This window comes from Acinetobacter sp. MF4642 (genome assembly GCF_002018925.1).
In the GTDB taxonomy this organism is placed as follows: domain Bacteria; phylum Pseudomonadota; class Gammaproteobacteria; order Pseudomonadales; family Moraxellaceae; genus Acinetobacter; species Acinetobacter johnsonii.
On record NZ_MVON01000004.1, the window covers coordinates 78,679 to 99,011 of the forward strand.

Consider the following 20,333-nt stretch of genomic DNA (forward strand, 5'->3'; position numbering starts at 1 on the left):
ATTTAAAGTTATAAGTACAAAATGAAAGAATTAAAGTGAAATGGCTTTAAAGCCAATCTTGGTTTTTTGAGTCAAAATGACTTCTTGACCTTGAGAAAAATGAAGGTCTGTTTCAGGTTCAACCAGTACATAATGCGTTTGCCCGAACTGATCTTGAACTCGTGCTTGAGCAGGTGAGTTAACTTTAGCCTCTCCTAAAATAATCAGTGCTGTTCGTCCAATCAGCTCTTCACTGTAAATTGCTGTGGTTTCATCTTGTGGCAAAATTTTAGCAATCAGCATGGCGCTGTAACGAATCATAGGCATTGAAAGTACGAGGCAAAGAGGTGCCATGATCCATGCACTCCAATAGCTCCCGGTCCAAGTTTGAAGAATGGACTGTAGAATAAAGCCACTTAAGCTATATAGAGTGAGGAAGATAATCAGCCAAACTAAAAGAGGAACACGGCCGATAAACAACCAATCCAGCAGGGCATTGAGCCAACCTTGATCGGCATCTAGTGCAATGTCGACGTCTTTAGTACTGCCTAGGTCATCAGGTAGGAATTGGTCAAGTAGGCCTTGTGAGCCGCCGCCTAACACCAATAAAATCAATTCGAGCAGTCCCAATAAAAACATCAGACTGAGGCAAATACTAAAAATTAAATTGGATGGGTGAGTAAATAATTCCCACATTCTAAAGGTTCTCTATTTTTATGCTGTTATCAGTTAAGTGTAAATTTTTAAAAAGAATTGTATTGAAATTGGGCTTTAGCATAGCATTCAAAAAACAGAATGTCTAAGTTTGTTGGCACGTAAAGAAAGAGCAGTTTAATTGTGATTTGATAAATTTTAGATAAAAAAATACGCAATGATTGGGGTATTCATTGCGTAGAACTACGAATCTGTTGTTACACAGTTTCGGTAAAAGGAGAAATGTTATATCTCAGGGTTAATCTAAGCTATGAACTTATCATAAGGTCTGCGCGTACTTATTTCATGAGTATTCACGTTAATTACTGTAAATTTAGGTTAACAAACGACCCTAAATGTCAGTTTTTGAGATGCATGTAGCTTATTCGTGTTTATTTCGCGATTAAAAAAGCCTTTCTCAGTGAGAAAGGCTTTAAAGAAGCGGATTAGTTTAAGAACGGATTAGAAATGAAACACTCCTAAACCCGACTTAACTTCATCTAGAGTCTGTTGAGTGATGTCACGACATTTGTCTGTACCTGTCTTCAAAATATCCATGATGTAATCAGGATCTTTCGCAAGTTCCATACGACGTTCACGAATAGGCGTGATCAGCTCTTTCAATACGCCTTCAAGACGTTTTTTCACCGTACCATCGCCCAAACCACCACGGCGGTAATGTGCTTTCAGTTCTTCAACTTCTTCTTTATTTGGATCAAACGCATCTAAATATGTAAATACGATATTACCTTCTACCTGGCCGGGGTCTTCAACACGCAGGTGGTTCGGGTCGGTGTACATCGCATTAACAGCTTTTTTAATGTCTTTATCTGTTGCGTCCAACACAATGGTATTGCCCAAAGATTTCGACATTTTGGCTTTACCATCAAAGCCGGGTAAACGGCTCATATTGGAAAGCAGAGCCTTACACTCAGGCAGTAATTCCTGACCAATCTGACGGTTTAAGCGGCGTACGATTTCATTGGTCTGTTCGATCATTGGAATTTGGTCTTCACCCACAGGTACAACCGTTGCTTTAAATGCGGTGATATCTGCCGCTTGCGCAACTGGGTAGCATAAGAAACCAGCTGGAATATCACGTTCAAAACCACGCATCTGAATTTCAGACTTGATAGTTGGGTTACGTTCTAAACGAGACACGGTCACAAAGTTGAGATACAACATGGTGAGTTCATTTAGCGCGGGTAAGCTCGACTGCACGCAAATGGTGGTTTTGGTTGGGTCGATTCCGACAGCTAAGTAATCTGTGGCAACTTCAAGAATATTGCGGCGAACTTTTTCGAAATTATCTGCATTGTCAGTAAAGGCTTGTGCATCGGCCAATAATAAATGCTGATGGTGTGAATCCTGCAAACCCACACGTGAACGTAAAGATCCGACAAAGTGCCCTAAATGAAGTTGTCCCGTTGGACGGTCGCCTGTCAAAATAACAGGACGGTTGTCTTGATTACTCATTATCTATTTCCAAAGTCGTCGTAGCGACATGCTATTTTCAAAGAATGCAGACATTGTACGGCATAATCTTTTTCAATGTCAGTCTTAAAAAAACTGCAGAGAAAAAATTCGCAGATTCAAATCCCAAGTGCGACACATTTGTAGTTAGTTGAAAAAGTTAGGTGTATTCGTAGAATCATTGGACTTTTTCAACTCGCAATTGGAAAGCACACAATGAAGAAATACACCCAACTTTCTCAAGATGAAAGATACGAAATTTATGCTACTTTGAAAAGTAAAAGTTCAATCGCTACCCTTGCTCGGGAGTTAGGGCGTTCACGATCAACCATCTACCGTGAATTAAAATGAAATACTGGACAACGTGGATATAGAGCTCAACAGGCAGCTAAATTTGCAAGTCAAAGACGGTACCGTCCTTCATCACCCATGACAGCGTTTGCCTTCGCTTATATTGATTATTTGATTGGCTTGGACTGGTCACCAGAACAAATTTCAGGTGCTTTAACACAACGCTGTTGGCTGGATGTACCTTCACATGAGTGGATTTACCAGTACATTTATCAAGATAAATCAAAAGGCGGTAAACTCCATCTACACTTAAGGCATCAGAAGAAATATCGAAAACGAGGTTACAAAAACACGGATCGTAGGGGTCAAATCATTGATAAAACAAGTATTCATTGCCGAGACCAGGTCATTGATCAACGACAACGTTTAGGAGATTTCGAAGGTGACACGGTGATTGGTAAACATCATAAAGGTGCTTTATTAACTCTCGTTGATCGAAAGAGCCTGTACGTACATATTGTTCATTTAGGGTCAACGAGAGCATCCTCTCAAACGATTACTTGTGCATTAGATCGTTTACAGATGAGCCATGCTTATAGTGTGACATTTGATAATGGCAAGGAATTTTCCGAACACAAAAGAATTACTGATGCTGGCATAGATACGTATTTTGCTGATCCTTACAAGTCTATTCAGCGAGCTAGAAATGAAAATACGAATGGTTTAATCCGGCAATATCTGCCAAAATCGTCATCGTTTGATGACGTGTCAAACGAACAAATAGAGCAGATAGAATTTACACTCAACCATCGTCCTAGAAAAACACTAGGTTGGCATACACCGAGTGAAGTTATGGCTGGTTTTTATACTGTTGCACTTGCCGCTTGAATCCGCCATTATAAAATCAGTTAAATTTCAATAAACAAATATTCAAAAGCTTAGATCACAGATTAAAATGTCAAAATTCTCAAGATGGATAAAAATAAATGGCGAGTAGCTTATTAATATTACTAGATGATATTGCCACGATATTAGATGACGTTGCAGTCATGAGTAAAATGGCGGCAAAAAAAACGGCGGGTGTTTTGGGCGATGATTTAGCACTCAATGCACAACAGGTCAGTGGGGTTCGTACTGACCGTGAGCTGCCTGTGGTTTGGGCTGTGGCAAAAGGCTCTTTTGTTAATAAATTGATTTTAGTCCCTGCGGCGCTGTTGATTAGTGTGGTTGCACCGTGGCTGATCACGCCACTGTTAATGATTGGTGGCTTATTTCTATGCTATGAAGGGGTAGAAAAAGTCCTGCACAGTTTGCATCACAAAAAAGCCAAAACCGAAGAAGAAGCCAGCCAAGAATTAACTGCGATTGAAACGGATATGGCGACTTTTGAGAAAGATAAAGTCAAAGGGGCGATTCGTACCGACTTTATTTTGTCGGCAGAAATTGTGGTGATTTCATTGGGGACTGTGGCTGCTGCAACTTTTTCAACCAAAGTTATGGTGTTGTCTGTAATTGCCATTTTAATGACTGTCGGTGTATATGGTTTTGTGGCGATGATTGTCAAAATTGATGATTTAGGGCTGTATCTAACTCAGCAAGCCTCTTCATTTAAGCAAACTATTGGCCGTGGTTTATTGGCTTTTGCACCAAAACTAATGAAGACCTTAACCATCGTAGGCACTATCGCGATGTTTTTAGTGGGTGGTGGCATTATTTCCCACGGCGTGCCTTTATTGCATCATTTCACTGAAGGTTCAGTGGATTATGCTGAACATATTCCAACTGTGGGAAGCATTGTGGGGGCATTAACCCCAACACTGATTAACTTAGTGATTGGTTTTGTGGCTGGTTTGATTGTATTGGCTATTGTGAGCTTGATTAAAAAAGTTTGGCCGAGCTCAAAAAAGGCATAAACTGGATCGGGTCAGCATGTATTAGAAGAAGGAAGAGTGCTATGCGTTGGAAGGGACGTCGTGTCAGTAGCAATGTCGAGGATCGTCGCGGTGGTGGCGGTGTCAAGGCGGGTGGCATCAGTATTTTGGGGCTGATCGTGGCCTTTGTGGCATGGAAGTTTCTAGGTGTCGATCCGCAGCAAGCCTACCAAGCCACTAAACAAGTGACCGCACAAACTGGAGCGGCAGAAACCCAAGGTTTGGATAACCCAACGCCTGATCAGCAGGAAGCGATGGACTTTGTCGGTACTGTACTGGCCGACACTGAAGACACATGGGGTCAAATTTTCCAACAGCAATTGGGACAACAATATGTTCCACCGAAGCTGGTGATGTTTTCAGGAGTGATCAATTCGGGTTGTGGTACTGCTCAGTCTGCAATGGGGCCGTTTTACTGTCCAGCAGATCAGAAGGTGTATATCGACACCGCTTTCTTTAAAGACATGCGAACTCAAATGGGTATTGGCGGGGAGCAAAACCAAACGGAGTTGGCGCGCCAAGATCAAGCGGGTGACTTTGCTCAGGCTTATGTAGTGGCACATGAGGTTGGACATCATATTCAGACCATTTTAGGGATTTCTCAACAAGTGCAAAAGGCTCGTGCACAGGGCTCAAAAGCGCAAGGCAATGCTTTATCGGTACGCCAAGAGTTACAGGCTGACTGTTTAGCAGGAGTATGGGCGCATCATAACAATCAACGAACTCAGTTCTTAGAGCAAGGCGATGTTGAAGAGGCGATGGATGCGGCACATAAGATTGGTGATGATTACCTACAAAAGCGGGCAACAGGGCAAGTGGTGCCTGATAGCTTTACCCATGGAACCAGTCAACAGCGTATGACTTGGTTTGGCACGGGCTTTAAGTCGGGGCAAGTTGAAAGTTGTGATACCTTTAATCAAGCCATTTAAGTTATAAAAAAAGAGGCGATTTATCGCCTCTTTTTTATTTCAACCAATTCATTTCTATCGGTTTAAGAACTGCTTAAAGTTTCGAGCAATACGGACACTTACATATAAAGCAATACAGGCAAATAACAACACCCCAAACACCACATACTTTAAGTTGCTCATATCCGCACGGTAAAACTGCTGAATTTGTTCAGGCGTATAACGCAATGTTTTAACATCTTGTGTGCGTGTATCGAGATAACTGACTTGCTGAATATAGTTAAATTGCCCCGCTTTGAGTAGTTCAATTGACTGAATTTGGCGGGTATGTTGTTCGTTGTAGTCATCTACACAAATGTCAGTTAAATAATGATCACAGCTGAGTTTGGCGATATAACCCTGATTGGCCACATGCAAATAAATATGATCATCGGGAGCTTTATTGTTTGAAAGTAGAACCAGTGTTTGATCGGGACGAGAGTTCATTTTAAAACTTTGGGCTGAGGCAAAAGTTTGCTCGGCTTGTAAAATTTCTTTGGTTTTTGCAAAGCAGGTTAGAAACAACGCAAAGGTGGTCAGGAAAATAATCAGTGCGAAGAACATCCGAAAGATGGTTTTAAAAGTGAATTGCATAGGAGATCAAACTTGGCCAAAGGGAAAGTTCACACATAAAAAACATGCATATGTCCTATGTTAATTCATCATCAGGAGAAATGTTAAAAAAAATTATTTTTTTTGGGCGTTGATGTGAAAAATGATTAAAATATTTCGAGCATCAATGTGTATGAAATGAATTTTTATTCCAGATATCAGCACTGAAAGCCGCCGTCTCCCCAACCGCCCGATTTGGAAGTTCAATGGGAAATTATTTTTTTCTACAAGTTTTTACCGTTATTTTTGCATTATCTATTGCAACGACTATTTTCAATAAACGTATTTTAGGTTTTCCTCAAGCCATTGGCGTACCCATCGTTTCTGCCATTTTTGTCTTTATTTTACAGTGGGGCGCGAGCCTGCTGAGTGGTAATCAGTTTATTACCATCAATATTCATAACATTGAAGAAGCGGTTCGTCACATTGATTTTTATGACTTTTTAATCAATGGCGTGATTTGCTTCATTTTGACCTCGTCGGCACTGAAGTTCAAAGTCTCAGATTTACGTAGTTATTGGAAGCCGATCAGCATTTTAGCCAGTATTGCACTGGTGCTGTGCGCCGTGTTTTTTGGGGTGGTGCTCTACGGTTATCAGTTCATTATTGGGCAGCATGTCGATTTATTGGTGCTTTTGCTGTTGGGTGCTGCATTGGGTGCAACGGACCCGATTGGGATCAAAGGCGTGCTCAGTTCGGTACGTGCACCACATCATTTAATGGTCAAGCTCGAAGGCGAATCACTGTTTAATGATGCCATGTGTATTGCCTTGTTTATGACGCTTTTAAACGTCTTACAAGGTGAAAACTTTACCGTCATGGGCGTGTTGCAAACCTTACTCTATGAAATTTTTGTCGCCGTCATTATTGGTTGGGCCTTTGGTTTAGGGATCTTGCGACTACTACGTGGTAAGCACGAAATGGAGTCTCTCATTTTAACCACAGCACTCTTGGCCTGCGGTTCGTACTTGGTTGCACTGTTTGCTCATGCTTCAGCACCGATTGCATGCGTCATCGGTGGTTTGATTGTGGGGAACAAGTGGAAAGAAATTTTACAAGAGCGCGAGATACGGGAAGTAAACCATTTTTGGCATACGGTTGAAGGGATTATTAACTCGTTCTTATTCACCTTAATTGGTTTGGAACTGTTTATTTTAGATCTCAGCTTTAGTCTGATTTTTGGTGGCATCGTCGCTTTTATTATTCTGCATGCTTCACGTTTTGCAGCGAATTATTTATCTTTTGCCTTTTTTCCCTCTTTCCGTAAGAAAAGTTATAACGGAAGTTTGGCGATTTTGTCATGGGGGGGAGTACGGGGAGGGATTTCCTTAGCACTGATCTTAGCGGTAGCTAACGTACCTGAGCTAAGTGAATATAGCAGTATCTTGATTGGTTATACTTTTATCGCTGTGTTGCTTTCAGGTATGGTCTGTGGTCTAGGATTGCCTGCTGTAATGAATGCGTTTTACTACAATCCGAATGAAGAAAAGACAGGTTTTAAAGGCTGGTATCAACGTCTGTGTAATAAAATGAACCGTAAAGGCTTTAAGTATATTATTGGTGAAGATGCACAGGGTTTTGAGACGATTACTGTCTATCAACCTGAAGCATTGATTGATGTTAAAGCAGATGACGGCATTGCTGCGGTGCATAACCCTGAGCGAGTTCAGGAAGTGAAACGTTTGGAAAGTCCTGATAATTTTTAGCGATTTGGCCAACCCAAAAGCCCCTGTATTGGGGCTTTTTAGAATGAATGAGAGGGTTTATTTGAATCAAATAATGATGCCATTATGGAGTGATTAAAACAGGACACATTTGAAATGGCAGAATCGATAGTAAAAGAACTAGCCCCAATGATTTTTCAGGTGATCGCTCAAATTCCTTATGGGCGAGTAGCCAGTTATGGACAAATTGCACGTTTAGCAGGCATTCCTAAACATTCGCGTTTAGTGGGCTATGTGTTAAAACATATGGATGTAGACAGTAGTTTGCCTTGGTATCGAGTAATCAACTCACAAGGGAAAATTAGCCTAAGTCAGCTGAATGATCAGGGACAGAACATTCAAGCACAATTACTTCTGGCGGAAGGTATTTTAGTGGTTGCGGGAAAAGTGAAAATGAAAGAATTCCAGTGGAATATTTAAAATAGAAATGCTCTACCTCCTTGGAAGTAGAGCACTCGATGTATTACTGACGAACAACTAAAACAGGAATGTGCGCTTCACCTAAAACATTTTGTGCAACACTGCCTAGGAATAAACGTTTTAAACCTGTACGACCATGAGAGCCAATGACAATCAGGTCTGCTTTAGATGTTTCAGCTTCTCTGATAATTTCACGGTGCACCACCTGACCTTCAAGTAGTTTTGCTTCAACAGGAATGCCCAGATCGCTAAATTTAGCCGCAGCTTCCTCTAGCGTTTTCAAAACTGAAGTACGTGCACGTTCAATTAAGTCATTGGTTTGAGTTGCAGAAATGTATTCGGCAGCAATGTAAGGGTCAAGTGCAAGTACTTGAACGACTGTAATTTTTCCGCCAAATGCTTTAGCAAGTTCAGCCGCTTGCGCAACTGCTGCATATGATGTTTCTGAACCGTCTACAGGGACTAAAATGTTTTGGTATGCCATGGTTATTTCTCCTTATTATCAACTGATTATACGTACAGATTTCTGTTCTAATGTATCACGGGTTAAATACAGCTTATACCTTAATATTAGCTGTATTTTTTAAAGAATAAAACCTAGTAAATTCATATGGATATTTGCATATGAAATGCTAATTTCTCACTTCTAAATTAGCACAAAAGCGTGTGAATAATAATCAATTTAACACTAAAGTTGAATGTAAATGTAGCGTTTAAGAAACATAGGCTTTGTCTAAAAAATAGCTTATATTTATGAATAGCTTACTACTTTATAAATACGATGACAGATACGAATCAACTGAATTGGCAACGGACAAATTTAGAGAATGTTGAAATGTTTGTTAAGCTATCTTAAATTTTTCAGATGGTTATATTTAAAGAAGAATAAGTGATTGAATTTTAATGATAATGATAGAAAATAATATATTTTAGTAACTTATTAGATGTTAAGCATTAGGTAGCTAAATATTTACCAACTAAGGCAACTCATGATTTTAGATTTTCTCAGAAAACCACTTACAGTCGTAGATTTTTTAGTCTTACTATTATTGTCACCAGTAATTATTAGTATTGTGATCTTTATTGCCATAATTTTAGAACCTAGTGATATTCCAAGTATAAAAGATCAGCCTTACGAGTGTGGGAGATTTGGTGATCAACAAATGAAGATCGATCGAAATTATCTATTTTTTGCAAGAGTTGAATACCAAGATGTGAACTATTGGGGTAAGAATGTTAGAGAACAGCATAATATCAAAGGATGCGATGATCAGATTCAAAATGCTAGTTTTGACGTCAAATGGCCTGAAATGGAGCCATCAGATGGATTTCAGTTGGATTCAAAAAATGTAAATAACATCACAGTAGCACTCAATCAGCGGACTATATGGCCAGAAGAACAAGAGAGCAAAGGCTTTTTTGATTCAATTGCTAGTTTAAAACTCTACCTAAGAGATATAGCAACACATGAAGAGATGAGCGCAAAAGAGATCAATGAAAAAAAAGTATTTAACCTAAATCTTGGACTTTACCAAATAGATGTTAGAGGAATTGGGCGGGTTTCTCAAAGGGTTTTTTGGCAAGAAGTTGAGGGGAAAGGAGTGGGTGCCATCATTAATTGCCATTACTTTCAAAGTGAAAATACAAGTTGTGAATTAAGTTATCACGTACCAAATTATGGATTCAATACGAGCTATATAACGATCTATTTTCATGCAGAATTGCTTCCGCATTGGCAAGAAATACAACAAGATTCTTTTAAAATGATCGATTCTTTTCGGGTGAGGGTATAACAAGAAGAGTGAGATATTATCTCACAACAGATGTTTAATTCAGGTGTTCAATGAGTTGAGTAACATCACTCGTCTGCAACTGCTCACGCATTTTTAAAAACTGCTTTTCATCTAAGTCATAGAGCTTCAGTGCAAGCAGTTTTTCTATATCTGCTTCGGGAAAACGATACTTAATAATCTTGGCAGGTACTCCACCAACAACTGCATAGGGTGGAACATCTTTGGTCACGACAGCACCCGTTGCCACCACTGCACCTTCACCGAGTGTTACACCCTGCATAATCATGGCACGAGAGCCAATCCAGCAGCCATCTCCAATGATGGTATCACCTGCGGGAATAAAACTACGTGTATCAAAAGGAAAAGCCGAAATCCAGTCAGTACGATGCAGTTGGTTACCACCCATCATAATCACGCATTCTGAGCCAAAACAGACGAAGTTGCCGATATAGAGTTGATCAATTGGTTTGTCTATGGTCGAGGGCTTATCATGCAAATAACGCACGACACAACGTTCAAAACCTTGATCCCAATACGCTGAATAGTAAGAGTAATTCCCTTTAATGTGAATATTCGGATTCTTCACCGTTTTAGAGATGAACTCAAACTCACACCAGTGTTTGACAGGAGAATTAATCAGGGGCTCAGACATAAAAAGACAGCGTTGAAGAGTGTGAGAAATTATAACAAATAAAAGTCTTGCTTTGAAAAAGAGAGGAAATGAATACCCTAAATCTATCTCATTCTTGGAGTGAAATTTCCCACGTGCATAAGAAGAGGGCTAGGGAGAGATATTTGGGAAAATACAAAAACAAAAAACCCCTCAATAGAGGGGTTTCTACAGCCGTAAATATCAAAGAAACTTAGATATATGCAACTTTTACAATTTCGTATTCAACTTCACCCTGAGGGGTTTGAATTTTTGCTTCGTCACCTTCACTTTTACCCAAAAGGCCACGTGCGATAGGAGAGTTCACTGAAATTTTATTGATTTTAAAATCAGCTTCGTCGTCACCAACGATCATATAGGTCTTTTGTTCTTCGGTGTCTAAGTTTTCGATAGTAACTGTCACCCCAAAAACCACACGACCGTTCTGTTCAAGTTCTTTTACATCGATAACTTGAGCCGCACCCAATTTACCTTCGATGTCTTGAACACGACCTTCACAGAAACCTTGTTGCTCACGCGCAGCATGGTATTCCGCATTTTCTTTCAAATCCCCGTGCTCACGTGCTTCAGCAATTGCCGCAATAATACGTGGACGTTCAATACTTTTTAATTGATGTAATTCTTTCTCTAAGGCTAATTTGCCTTGGGGAGTCATAGGATAACGTTGCATTGTTGTCCCTCAAGTCGGTGAGTGTAAAAAAATATAGGTTTATAAATGAAAAAAGCCCGCCACCGAGAGGTGACGGGACTTCTCGGTAAACGAATTAACCTACAGTTTGTAAATCTTGCAAACGGTATACATCCATTGGCAATTGAATCGCAAAAGCTTGGCATACAGCATCAGCACCGTTCAAGGTCGTAGTGTTATACACTTTCGCTTGAAGCGCTGAACGACGAATCGAGAACGAATCTTGTTGAGCTTGTTTGCCTTCAGTTGTATTGATAATGAGGTGAACTTCGCCATTTTTCAAGCGGTCCACGATATTAGGACGGCCTTCAGTGACTTTATTTACACGTTCACACTCAATACCTGCAGCTTTAATGAACTCATAAGTACCGCCAGTCGCAAGTACTTTGAAGCCAAAGCCTACCAGTTGCTTCGCAATACCAACAGCACGAGGTTTGTCTGAATCACGCACAGAGATAAATGCATGCTTCACTTCACCTTCTGTTGGAAGACCTGGTAAACGCTCGTTTGCACCTAAAACAGCTTTGTAGAATGCTTCACCAAAAGTTTTACCCACACCCATCACTTCGCCTGTAGATTTCATCTCAGGGCCAAGAATTGGGTCAACACCAGGGAACTTATTGAAAGGGAATACTGCTTCTTTTACTGAGAAATATGTAGGGATAATTTCTTTCGTGAATCCTTGAGATTCTAAAGATTGACCCGCCATACAACGTGCAGCAACTTTCGCTAATGATTCACCGATACATTTAGAAACGAACGGTACAGTACGTGATGCACGTGGATTCACTTCTAAGATGTAAACGTCAGTGCCTTTTACAGCAAACTGTACGTTCATCAAACCAATTACGCCAAGCTCTTTCGCCATAGCAATGGTTTGACGACGCATATCATCCTGAACTTCTTGAGATAAAGAGTACGGAGGAATAGAACATGCTGAGTCACCTGAGTGAATGCCTGCTTGTTCGATATGCTGCATGATACCGCCGATCACAACGTCTTTACCGTCAGATACGCAGTCTACGTCAACTTCAATTGCATCATCTAAGAAACGGTCAAGAAGAACAGGTGCTTCATTTGATGCTTGTACCGCATCACGTAAGTAGCGCTTAAGTTCGTCGTCGTTGTATACGATTTCCATCGCACGACCACCGAGTACATAAGAAGGACGTACCACAAGTGGGTAGCCGACTTTCGATGCTTCAGCCATACCTTCTTCAGCAGATTTTACGATGCTGTTGTTTGGTTGGCGAAGTTGTAGACGTTGAATCATTTGTTGGAAACGTTCACGGTCTTCTGCGCGGTCAATCGCATCCGGTGATGTACCGATAATTGGCGCACCTGCTTCTTCTAAAGCACGAGCCAATTTAAGCGGAGTTTGACCACCGTACTGCACGATAATGCCTTTTGGCTTTTCAGTACGTACGATTTCAAGTACATCTTCCAAAGTGATTGGTTCGAAGTACAAGCGATCTGAAGTGTCGTAATCTGTTGAAACTGTTTCAGGGTTACAGTTCACCATGATGGTCTCAAAACCATCTTCACGCATTGCAAGCGCCGCGTGTACACAGCAGTAATCGAATTCGATCCCTTGACCAATACGGTTAGGGCCACCACCGATCACCATGATCTTATCTTTATCAGATGGGTTTGATTCACACTCATCATCGTAAGTTGAGTACATGTAGGCAGTGTCAGATTCGAATTCTGCTGCACAAGTATCCACACGTTTGTAAACTGGAGTCACGCCCAAGTTCCAACGGTGCTTACGGAATTGTTTTTGTGAAATACCCATCAAGTTCGCGATGCGAAGGTCAGATAAACCTTTACGTTTGAACGAACGGATGTTGTCTGCGTTTAGATCACCAAAACCTAAAGTTTTGATTTCATTTTCAGTTTTGATGATGTCTTCGATTTGGATCAAGAACCATTTATCGATTTTCGTCGCTTGGAACACGTCTTCTAAGGTGAAACCATGACGGAATGCATCGGCTACATACCAAATACGCTCTGGACCCGGAACTTTAAGTTCAACCAAGATCTTTTCTTTCGCGCCTTCAGTACCTACAGCGATTTTTTCATCAAAACCACACGCACCAACTTCAAGACCACGAAGCGCTTTGTTTACAGACTCTTGGAAGTTACGACCAATCGCCATCACTTCACCCACAGACTTCATCTGTGTGGTCAGTGTTGCGTCTGCTTGTGGGAATTTTTCAAAGTTGAAACGTGGAATTTTTGTTACCACGTAGTCAATTGCAGGTTCGAACGAAGCAGGCGTTGTACCGCCAGTAATGTCGTTTTTTAATTCATCAAGGGTATAACCAACTGCTAGTTTCGCAGCGATTTTTGCAATTGGGAAACCAGTTGCTTTTGATGCAAGGGCAGATGAACGCGATACACGTGGGTTCATCTCGATGATCACCATACGGCCAGTATCTGGACAGATACCGAACTGAACGTTAGAACCACCTGTTTCCACACCAATTTCACGAAGAACTGCTAAAGATGCATTACGCATCAATTGGTATTCTTTGTCTGTCAATGTTTGAGCAGGCGCAACAGTGATTGAGTCACCTGTGTGCACGCCCATTGGGTCAAAGTTTTCGATCGCACAAACGATAATACAGTTGTCGTTTTTGTCACGAACAACTTCCATCTCGTATTCTTTCCAACCAATTAAAGATTCATCAATCAATAATTGTTTGGTTGGAGAAAGATCGAAACCGCGTTCACAGATTTCAAGGAATTCTTCTTTGTTATAAGCGATACCGCCACCTGAACCACCCATCGTGAATGACGGACGGATAATCACAGGGAAGCCGAAGCGCGCTTGAATCTCTAAAGCTTCTTCCATGTTTTCAGCAATCGCAGCTTTTGGACATTCAAGACCAATTTTACGCATTGCTTCATCAAACAGTTTACGGTCTTCAGCTTTTTCAATCGCCTCTTTAGTCGCACCGATCAATTCAACATTGTATTTTTCTAAAATACCGTTGGCATCCAGTGCAAGCGCACAGTTCAATGCTGTTTGACCACCCATTGTTGGAAGGACAGCATCTGGACGCTCTTTTTCAATGATTTGTGCAACAGTCTGCCAAGTGATTGGCTCGATATATGTTGCGTCTGCCATCGCAGGGTCGGTCATAATGGTTGCTGGGTTAGAGTTCACCAAAATAACACGGTAGCCTTCTTCACGAAGAGCCTTACACGCTTGCGCACCTGAGTAGTCAAACTCACATGCCTGTCCGATGACAATCGGACCTGCACCAATAATTAAGATACTTTTAATGTCTGTACGTTTAGCCATGATCGCTTCCTTAATTACTTCTTAGATGCTTCGATAAGTTCGATGAAATGATCGAACAATGGTGCGCAGTCATGCGGACCAGGGCTTGCTTCAGGGTGACCTTGGAAGCTGAATGCTGGTTTGTCTGTACGATGAATCCCTTGAAGAGTTTGATCGAACAAAGACTTGTGCGTAGCTTTCAAGTTTGCAGGAAGAGTCTCTGCATCTACTGCGAAGCCGTGGTTTTGAGAAGTAATCATCACTGTGCCTGTTTCCATGTTTTGAACAGGGTGGTTAGCACCGTGGTGGCCATGCGGCATTTTCACCGTTTTTGCACCTGAGGCAAGTGCAAGAATTTGGTGACCCAAGCAAATACCAAAGACAGGTAGGTTGCGAGCGTCTTCTACAATTGTTTTTACAGCTTCAATTGCGTAGTCACATGCAGCTGGATCGCCAGGGCCGTTCGATAAGAACACGCCATCTGGATTCAATGCAAGTACTTCAGCAGCAGGAGTTTGTGCAGGCACGACAGTGAGTTTACAACCGCGGTCTGCAAGCATACGTAAGATGTTGGTTTTGACACCGTAGTCGTATGCAACAACATGGAATTTAAGTTCAGGTTGTGTGAAGCCTTTGCCTAATACCCAAGAACCTTCTGTCCATTCGAAACCAGTTGGGTCACAGCATTCTTTCGCTAGGTCTAAACCATTTAAACCACCGAATGCGCGTGCTTTTTCTAAAGCCTGCTCTTCAGTAATATTTTCACCAGCAAGGATGCAACCATTTTGCGCACCTTTGTCACGCAAAATACGGGTTAATTTACGCGTATCAATATCTGCAATTGCGACAACATTATGTTCTTTTAAGTATTCGCCTAAAGATTGCGTTGATCGGAAGTTGCTATGCAATAAAGGTAGGTCACGAATGATTAATCCGTTGGCCCACACTTTATGAATTCGACCTGACTCAGCGTCTTCATCATTACAACCTGTGTTACCGATATGAGGGTAAGTTAAAGTCACAAGTTGCTGTGCATAACTCGGGTCAGTCAAAATTTCTTGATAGCCAGTCATGGCAGTGTTGAAAACGACTTCACCAGTCGTACTACCCGATGCACCAATAGACGTTCCTTTAAAGATCGTACCATCGGCAAGGGCTAAAATTGCTGGGGTGCTCAAACCAAAGCTCCTGAAATTTAGGCTGTAAAAAAGCGAGTAGACGAAAAAAAAGGAAGGCTATCTAAAAACCTACCCTCCCTATGTCTGCTCGCTTGAACTTAACATGGCACTATACGCAACTTCACTAACAAAGTCCATGCCAATAAGATGGAATTAACAAGATAAAGTGCTTTTATTTTGTAGCGGATACTGTTTCTAAGTTTTGTAAAGAAAAATGTAACAACAAATAATTGTCTAACAAATCAAAATCTAAATTTTATCGAATCACGCTAAGCTGTCGCTGTGTATATAACAACAGGAATAACATCATGACTGAACAAGACAAAGTGACCAAACCAAAGCCAGCGTTGAAAGAAGTTGTTGCAGAAAGCACTGAAAAGCTTGAGCAAGTGGCGAAAGAAGCAACAGAGCAGGTCACTGAAGCGGTAGTTGAAAGCAAAGAAAAGCTTGAAGCTGAAGCGAAGCAGTTAAATGCCAGTGTGCAAGAGCAACTCCGCCAGTTTAAACAAGATCTTTTACTGCGCTTAGAAACCATTAAAGGGCAGTTATCGAACTCTCAAAAAGACTTAACTGAACTAAAAGAGTTTGTTAAAACTGAGTTTACGGCTGTTTTAGATGACTTGACCAAACTAGGTAAAGAGTTAAAAGGTGATGTAAGCGAAATTTCAGTAAAACATAAAGATCAGTTGACTGAAACGTTTAAACGTTCAAAAGAACACACCTTAGATGCGTGGAATAAGGTTTCAAGCAAGTAATCTAGCTGTACGAGGCCCAAGATTAAGTGCATAAAAAAGTGAGGTCATAGCCTCACTTTTTTATTGATCTGGTTTATTTGTCTGGATTAAAACTGATGTAGCCAATCACGTTTATTGTGAAAGTCAGCTTGTTGGCCACTATGCTGCATGGCATAGAACTGTTGACCTTGTGAAGTATTCAACACCGCGGATAAACCCAGATATAGGTCAGCCCATTTGAGTTTGTGTTGCAGCATAAATTCAGTCAGATCAATGCTGACATTTAAACCATAGTGGGTGCGCTTCAATTGATTGAGTTCAATATCATAAGCGACCTGTGGCGGCATATCTTCAGGATAACGATATTCCTCAAACTGATAGGCCTGCCAAGCTTGCGAAGGGGAGAGATTGATCTCGCGATAATAATCTTCGCCTTTTACCCCGATAAAGACTTCAAAACAGGTGTTTTCCCATAAAAAGTCTTGACGAGGATTTGCATTCACGACTTCGGGCCAGTGCATGTACAAATTGGGATCGCGTAACCAAAAGCCGATATTGAGAGCATATGGGCTTTGTTGTTCAATCGCACCAACAAGCGAAATAGCTTGAAAGCGACGATCAAATGCACTGAGTTCGTAACTTGCCATAAAAAACTACAATTATTTTGCTGCGTGAGCGAAACGAACTAAATTAGACAATTTGGCATTTTGTTTCGCCGCTTTTTTGTAAAGCAACGCAATCTTACCAATGGTCTGTACAATTTCTGCACCTGTAGTTGAGGCAATTTCTGCAATGATTGCAGCGCGCTCTTCACGGTCTTCACCCGCGACTTTGACTTTAATCAATTCGTGGTCGTTTAAAGCACGTAAAATTTCTTCAACGACATTTTCAGTCAGACCTGAACCGCCAAGCATTACCACTGGGTTTAAAGCATGACCGATTTGACGCAAACGCTTGCGTTCCTGAATGGATAAAGTCGCCATAAAGATAACCTAATTTTAAAAACGGCTTAGTATAACAAACTGCGAAATTAAACGCTTTATATTCTGTGGAAATAATCGATTTAGATAATAGAAAAAAACAACTAAAACCCAAGATTTGGATACAGATGTATACTGCAAGCCTAGAGAATTTAACGTACAATTGAGTTTAAGAAATTTTAATGTTTTAGAGAGATATGGCAACACGCATTACCAACCAAAAGTTATCCAAAAGTAGCCGTGCGTGGATGAGAGAGCACCTTGATGATCATTTTGTGAAAAAAGCACAAAAAGAAGGTTATCGAGCACGTGCAGCTTATAAGTTACTTGAAATTCAAGAAAAATATAACATCATTCGTCCAGGCATGACCGTGGTTGATTTGGGTGCTGCACCTGGAAGTTGGTCACAAATTGCAGGAAAGCTGGTCGGTGATCGAGGATTGGTGGTTGCATCTGACATTTTGGAAATGGATGCACTCCCAGATGTAACCTTCTTGCAAGGTGACTTCCGTGAGCAAGAAGTATTCGATAAATTGTTAAATATTTTAGATGGACGTAAAGTAGACGTTGTAATTTCAGATATGGCCCCCAATACTTCAGGTAACAAGGCTGTAGATCAACCTCGCCAGATTTACCTCTGTGAATTGGCCATCGATTTTGCTACGAAAGTGCTCGGTCCAAATGGTCAATTTGTTGTAAAGGTATTCCAAGGTACAGGCTTTGACGAGTTCCGCAAGCAAGTAGTCGACAACTTTGATGTGTTAAAAACAGTAAAACCTGCTGCATCACGTGCCCGATCTAAGGAAGTATTCTTAGTTGGGCAAGGCCGTAAGAAGGCTTTCAAATAAAGTTTACTTGCCAAGTCGTTAAAAATTGTGCATTTTGTACCTTTTTATTATTTTGCGAAGCTGATCTTCAGCAGAAACTTTAAGGTCACCCGATAGGGCATGATCAAATTAGATTGATATGGGAATAAAGCTTTGAGCGATCTCTTCAAGAATGCCATATTGTGGCTAGTGATACTGGGCGTACTGATCCTTATTTTCAGTAATGTCAGTAGCAATGAAAAGCCGACAGCGATGAATTATTCAGAGTTTGTTGCTGCGGTGAATGCTGGTCAAATTAAGCAAGTGACAATTGATGGCGAACGAATTCATGGCCAAAAATCAAACGGTTCAGAGTTTGAAAGTATTCGTCCTGCGGTTCAAGACCCAGAGCTTATGCCTAATCTGATTAAAAATAACGTTGTCGTTGAAGGTACTGCACCTGCACGTCAAGGTTTATTGATGCAACTTTTGATCGCAAGCTTCCCTGTACTTTTAATCATTTTGTTATTCATGTTCTTTATGCGCAACATGGGTGGCGGAGCAGGTGGTAAAAACGGTCCAATGAGTTTTGGTAAGTCAAAAGCAAAAATGTTGGCAGAAGACCAAATTAAAGTGACTTTTACCGACGTCGCTGGCTGTGATGAAGCAAAGCAAGAAGTTGTAGAAATTGTTGATTTCTTAAAAGATCCTTCAAAATTTAAACGCTTAGGTGCAACGATTCCTAAAGGCGTGTTAATGGTGGGTCCACCGGGTACAGGTAAAACTTTACTTGCAAAAGCAATTGCAGGTGAAGCGAAAGTACCATTCTTTAGTATTTCTGGTTCTGACTTTGTTGAAATGTTCGTGGGTGTGGGTGCATCACGTGTACGTGATATGTTCGAACAAGCCAAACGCCACGCGCCGTGTATCATCTTTATTGATGAGATTGATGCTGTGGGTCGTCATCGTGGTTCAGGTACAGGTGGTGGTCACGATGAGCGTGAGCAAACCTTGAACCAAATGTTGGTGGAAATGGATGGCTTTGAAGGTAATGAAGGTATTATCGTCATTGCTGCGACAAACCGTGCCGATGTACTGGATAAAGCTTTACTCCGTCCGGGTCGTTTTGACCGCCAAGTAATGGTTGGCTTACCAGACATTAAAGGTCGTGAGCAAATCTTAAATGTTCACATGAAGAAATTGCCTTCAGTGACTGGTGTCGATGTACAAGTGCTTGCACGTGGTACGCCAGGCTTCTCGGGTGCACAATTGGCGAACCTTGTGAACGAAGCTGCACTCTTTGCTGCGCGTCGTAACAAGAACACTGTCGATATGCATGATTTTGAAGATGCAAAAGACAAGTTGTACATGGGCCCTGAACGTAAGTCGATGGTGATTCGTGAAGAAGAACGTCGTGCAACTGCGTACCATGAAGCTGGTCATGCGATTGTGGCTGAAATTCTGCCGGGTACAGACCCTGTACATAAAGTGACTATTATGCCGCGTGGTTGGGCGTTGGGTGTAACTTGGCAGTTGCCTGAACATGACCAAACCAGCCACTATAAAGACAAAATGTTGAATGAACTTTCAATTTTGTTTGGTGGTCGTATTGCTGAAGAAATCTTTATCAACCAAATGTCGACAGGTGCTTCAAACGACTTTGAACGTGCAACTAAAATGGCACGTGCGATGGTGACCAAGTACGGTATGTCTGACAAACTTGGTGTAATGGTGTATGAAGATGATTCTCAGCAATCATTCATGGGCAGCATTGGTAGTCGTACGATTTCTGAAGCAACACAGCAACAAGTAGATGCTGAAGTTCGTCGTATCATCGATGAGCAATACCATGTCGCACGCAATATCTTAGAAAACAATAAAGATATTGCTCATGCGATGGTGAAAGCTCTGATGGAATGGGAAACGATTGATCGCGAGCAAATTCGTGACATTATGGAAGGTCGTGAGCCACAACCACCAAAAGTATATGTTGCAGAAAATCCTGTGATAGATGTAACTCCAACGGATGGTCCAAGTACACCACCACCATTACCATCTGCAACTTAATTTTTAAAAGTTAAAATAAAAAACCACCTTCGGGTGGTTTTTTATTGCGCAGATTTTC

General features: G+C 41.2%; 18 protein-coding genes and 1 pseudogene. 9 read left to right on the top strand and 10 right to left on the bottom strand.

Annotated elements, in window-relative coordinates; genetic code table 11:
• Positions 1 to 30 precede the first annotated feature (30 nt).
• Together MF4642_RS03525 and trpS are read right to left on the bottom strand one after the other, a co-directional pair.
• The gene (locus MF4642_RS03525) at positions 31 to 675 is read right to left on the bottom strand and encodes a YqiJ family protein (protein ID WP_004982725.1); all 645 of its coding nucleotides are present in this window, start codon (positions 673 to 675) and stop codon (positions 31 to 33) included.
• Between the two features lie 459 nt (positions 676 to 1,134).
• Entirely contained in the window at positions 1,135 to 2,148 is a 1,014-nt protein-coding gene (gene trpS, locus MF4642_RS03530; protein WP_004695576.1) for a tryptophan--tRNA ligase, read from the bottom strand.
• A gap of 213 nt (positions 2,149 to 2,361) precedes the next feature.
• Here trpS and MF4642_RS03535 point away from each other — a divergent pair.
• From MF4642_RS03535 to MF4642_RS03545, 3 genes and pseudogenes are all read left to right on the top strand, one after another.
• A pseudogene (locus MF4642_RS03535) lies at positions 2,362 to 3,324 on the top strand (IS30 family transposase).
• A gap of 98 nt (positions 3,325 to 3,422) precedes the next feature.
• Positions 3,423 to 4,349, top strand: a complete 927-nt coding sequence (locus MF4642_RS03540) for a DUF808 domain-containing protein (protein ID WP_004695578.1) — start codon at positions 3,423 to 3,425, stop codon at positions 4,347 to 4,349.
• Positions 4,350 to 4,390: 41 nt separating this feature from the next.
• The gene (locus MF4642_RS03545) at positions 4,391 to 5,296 is read left to right on the top strand and encodes a neutral zinc metallopeptidase (RefSeq protein WP_078425318.1); all 906 of its coding nucleotides are present in this window, start codon (positions 4,391 to 4,393) and stop codon (positions 5,294 to 5,296) included.
• Positions 5,297 to 5,350: 54 nt separating this feature from the next.
• Here MF4642_RS03545 and MF4642_RS03550 read toward each other — a convergent pair whose 3' ends face one another.
• On the bottom strand, positions 5,351 to 5,908 hold the full coding sequence (locus tag MF4642_RS03550; RefSeq protein ID WP_078425319.1) for a hypothetical protein: 558 nt from the start codon (positions 5,906 to 5,908) through the stop codon (positions 5,351 to 5,353).
• A 224-nt stretch (positions 5,909 to 6,132) separates the two neighbouring features.
• Here MF4642_RS03550 and MF4642_RS03555 point away from each other — a divergent pair, with 224 nt between their 5' ends.
• Together MF4642_RS03555 and MF4642_RS03560 are read left to right on the top strand one after the other, a co-directional pair.
• Positions 6,133 to 7,632 (top strand): cation:proton antiporter, encoded by a 1,500-nt coding sequence (locus tag MF4642_RS03555; protein ID WP_078425320.1) that lies wholly within the window; start codon positions 6,133 to 6,135, stop codon positions 7,630 to 7,632.
• 114 nt (positions 7,633 to 7,746) lie between these two features.
• Entirely contained in the window at positions 7,747 to 8,070 is a 324-nt protein-coding gene (locus MF4642_RS03560) for an MGMT family protein (protein ID WP_078425321.1), read from the top strand.
• Positions 8,071 to 8,113: 43 nt separating this feature from the next.
• Here MF4642_RS03560 and MF4642_RS03565 read toward each other — a convergent pair whose 3' ends face one another.
• Positions 8,114 to 8,554 (bottom strand): universal stress protein, encoded by a 441-nt coding sequence (locus tag MF4642_RS03565; protein WP_078425322.1) that lies wholly within the window; start codon positions 8,552 to 8,554, stop codon positions 8,114 to 8,116.
• A gap of 505 nt (positions 8,555 to 9,059) precedes the next feature.
• Here MF4642_RS03565 and MF4642_RS03570 point away from each other — a divergent pair.
• Positions 9,060 to 9,863 carry a hypothetical protein gene (locus tag MF4642_RS03570; protein ID WP_078425323.1) on the top strand — a complete coding sequence of 268 codons (804 nt, stop codon included), beginning with the start codon at positions 9,060 to 9,062 and terminating at the stop codon, positions 9,861 to 9,863.
• Positions 9,864 to 9,897: 34 nt separating this feature from the next.
• On the opposite strand, the gene MF4642_RS03575 is transcribed toward MF4642_RS03570, so the two are convergent.
• The 4 genes from MF4642_RS03575 to carA form a co-directional block, all read right to left on the bottom strand.
• Positions 9,898 to 10,515 carry a CatB-related O-acetyltransferase gene (locus MF4642_RS03575; RefSeq protein ID WP_078425324.1) on the bottom strand — a complete coding sequence of 206 codons (618 nt, stop codon included), beginning with the start codon at positions 10,513 to 10,515 and terminating at the stop codon, positions 9,898 to 9,900.
• A gap of 211 nt (positions 10,516 to 10,726) precedes the next feature.
• Positions 10,727 to 11,203, bottom strand: a complete 477-nt coding sequence (greA, locus tag MF4642_RS03580) for a transcription elongation factor GreA (protein WP_005400425.1) — start codon at positions 11,201 to 11,203, stop codon at positions 10,727 to 10,729.
• Positions 11,204 to 11,297: 94 nt separating this feature from the next.
• Positions 11,298 to 14,531 carry a carbamoyl-phosphate synthase large subunit gene (gene carB, locus MF4642_RS03585; protein ID WP_078425325.1) on the bottom strand — a complete coding sequence of 1,078 codons (3,234 nt, stop codon included), beginning with the start codon at positions 14,529 to 14,531 and terminating at the stop codon, positions 11,298 to 11,300.
• Positions 14,532 to 14,545: 14 nt separating this feature from the next.
• Positions 14,546 to 15,688, bottom strand: coding sequence for a glutamine-hydrolyzing carbamoyl-phosphate synthase small subunit (gene carA, locus MF4642_RS03590; protein ID WP_078425326.1), 1,143 nt, complete (start codon positions 15,686 to 15,688; stop codon positions 14,546 to 14,548).
• 308 nt (positions 15,689 to 15,996) lie between these two features.
• Here carA and MF4642_RS03595 point away from each other — a divergent pair, with 308 nt between their 5' ends.
• Positions 15,997 to 16,443: a hypothetical protein gene (locus tag MF4642_RS03595; RefSeq protein ID WP_010327273.1), complete on the top strand. Its 447-nt coding sequence runs from the start codon at positions 15,997 to 15,999 to the stop codon at positions 16,441 to 16,443.
• A gap of 86 nt (positions 16,444 to 16,529) precedes the next feature.
• Here the strand turns inward: MF4642_RS03595 and MF4642_RS03600 are convergent, their stop codons facing one another.
• Positions 16,530 to 17,069 carry a DOMON-like domain-containing protein gene (locus MF4642_RS03600; RefSeq protein ID WP_004695605.1) on the bottom strand — a complete coding sequence of 180 codons (540 nt, stop codon included), beginning with the start codon at positions 17,067 to 17,069 and terminating at the stop codon, positions 16,530 to 16,532.
• Positions 17,070 to 17,081: 12 nt separating this feature from the next.
• Positions 17,082 to 17,405 (bottom strand): ribosome assembly RNA-binding protein YhbY, encoded by a 324-nt coding sequence (yhbY, locus tag MF4642_RS03605; protein WP_004695606.1) that lies wholly within the window; start codon positions 17,403 to 17,405, stop codon positions 17,082 to 17,084.
• Between the two features lie 194 nt (positions 17,406 to 17,599).
• Here yhbY and rlmE point away from each other — a divergent pair, with 194 nt between their 5' ends.
• Both rlmE and ftsH read left to right on the top strand, forming a co-directional pair.
• On the top strand, positions 17,600 to 18,250 hold the full coding sequence (gene rlmE, locus MF4642_RS03610; RefSeq protein ID WP_004695608.1) for a 23S rRNA (uridine(2552)-2'-O)-methyltransferase RlmE: 651 nt from the start codon (positions 17,600 to 17,602) through the stop codon (positions 18,248 to 18,250).
• A 132-nt stretch (positions 18,251 to 18,382) separates the two neighbouring features.
• Positions 18,383 to 20,275: an ATP-dependent zinc metalloprotease FtsH gene (ftsH, locus tag MF4642_RS03615; RefSeq protein ID WP_005400430.1), complete on the top strand. Its 1,893-nt coding sequence runs from the start codon at positions 18,383 to 18,385 to the stop codon at positions 20,273 to 20,275.
• Positions 20,276 to 20,333 lie beyond the last annotated feature (58 nt).

What these genes read in the sequence shown, in the direction of transcription:
- MF4642_RS03525 (WP_004982725.1), bottom strand. Translation starts at nt 675, where the DNA reads ATGTGGGAATTATTTACTCACCCATCCAATTTAATTTTTAGTATTTGC.
- trpS (WP_004695576.1), bottom strand. Translation starts at nt 2,148, where the DNA reads ATGAGTAATCAAGACAACCGTCCTGTTATTTTGACAGGCGACCGTCCA.
- MF4642_RS03540 (WP_004695578.1), top strand. Translation starts at nt 3,423, where the DNA reads ATGGCGAGTAGCTTATTAATATTACTAGATGATATTGCCACGATATTA.
- MF4642_RS03545 (WP_078425318.1), top strand. Translation starts at nt 4,391, where the DNA reads ATGCGTTGGAAGGGACGTCGTGTCAGTAGCAATGTCGAGGATCGTCGC.
- MF4642_RS03550 (WP_078425319.1), bottom strand. Translation starts at nt 5,908, where the DNA reads ATGCAATTCACTTTTAAAACCATCTTTCGGATGTTCTTCGCACTGATT.
- MF4642_RS03555 (WP_078425320.1), top strand. Translation starts at nt 6,133, where the DNA reads ATGGGAAATTATTTTTTTCTACAAGTTTTTACCGTTATTTTTGCATTA.
- MF4642_RS03560 (WP_078425321.1), top strand. Translation starts at nt 7,747, where the DNA reads ATGGCAGAATCGATAGTAAAAGAACTAGCCCCAATGATTTTTCAGGTG.
- MF4642_RS03565 (WP_078425322.1), bottom strand. Translation starts at nt 8,554, where the DNA reads ATGGCATACCAAAACATTTTAGTCCCTGTAGACGGTTCAGAAACATCA.
- MF4642_RS03570 (WP_078425323.1), top strand. Translation starts at nt 9,060, where the DNA reads ATGATTTTAGATTTTCTCAGAAAACCACTTACAGTCGTAGATTTTTTA.
- MF4642_RS03575 (WP_078425324.1), bottom strand. Translation starts at nt 10,515, where the DNA reads ATGTCTGAGCCCCTGATTAATTCTCCTGTCAAACACTGGTGTGAGTTT.
- greA (WP_005400425.1), bottom strand. Translation starts at nt 11,203, where the DNA reads ATGCAACGTTATCCTATGACTCCCCAAGGCAAATTAGCCTTAGAGAAA.
- carB (WP_078425325.1), bottom strand. Translation starts at nt 14,531, where the DNA reads ATGGCTAAACGTACAGACATTAAAAGTATCTTAATTATTGGTGCAGGT.
- MF4642_RS03595 (WP_010327273.1), top strand. Translation starts at nt 15,997, where the DNA reads ATGACTGAACAAGACAAAGTGACCAAACCAAAGCCAGCGTTGAAAGAA.
- MF4642_RS03600 (WP_004695605.1), bottom strand. Translation starts at nt 17,069, where the DNA reads ATGGCAAGTTACGAACTCAGTGCATTTGATCGTCGCTTTCAAGCTATT.
- yhbY (WP_004695606.1), bottom strand. Translation starts at nt 17,405, where the DNA reads ATGGCGACTTTATCCATTCAGGAACGCAAGCGTTTGCGTCAAATCGGT.
- rlmE (WP_004695608.1), top strand. Translation starts at nt 17,600, where the DNA reads ATGGCAACACGCATTACCAACCAAAAGTTATCCAAAAGTAGCCGTGCG.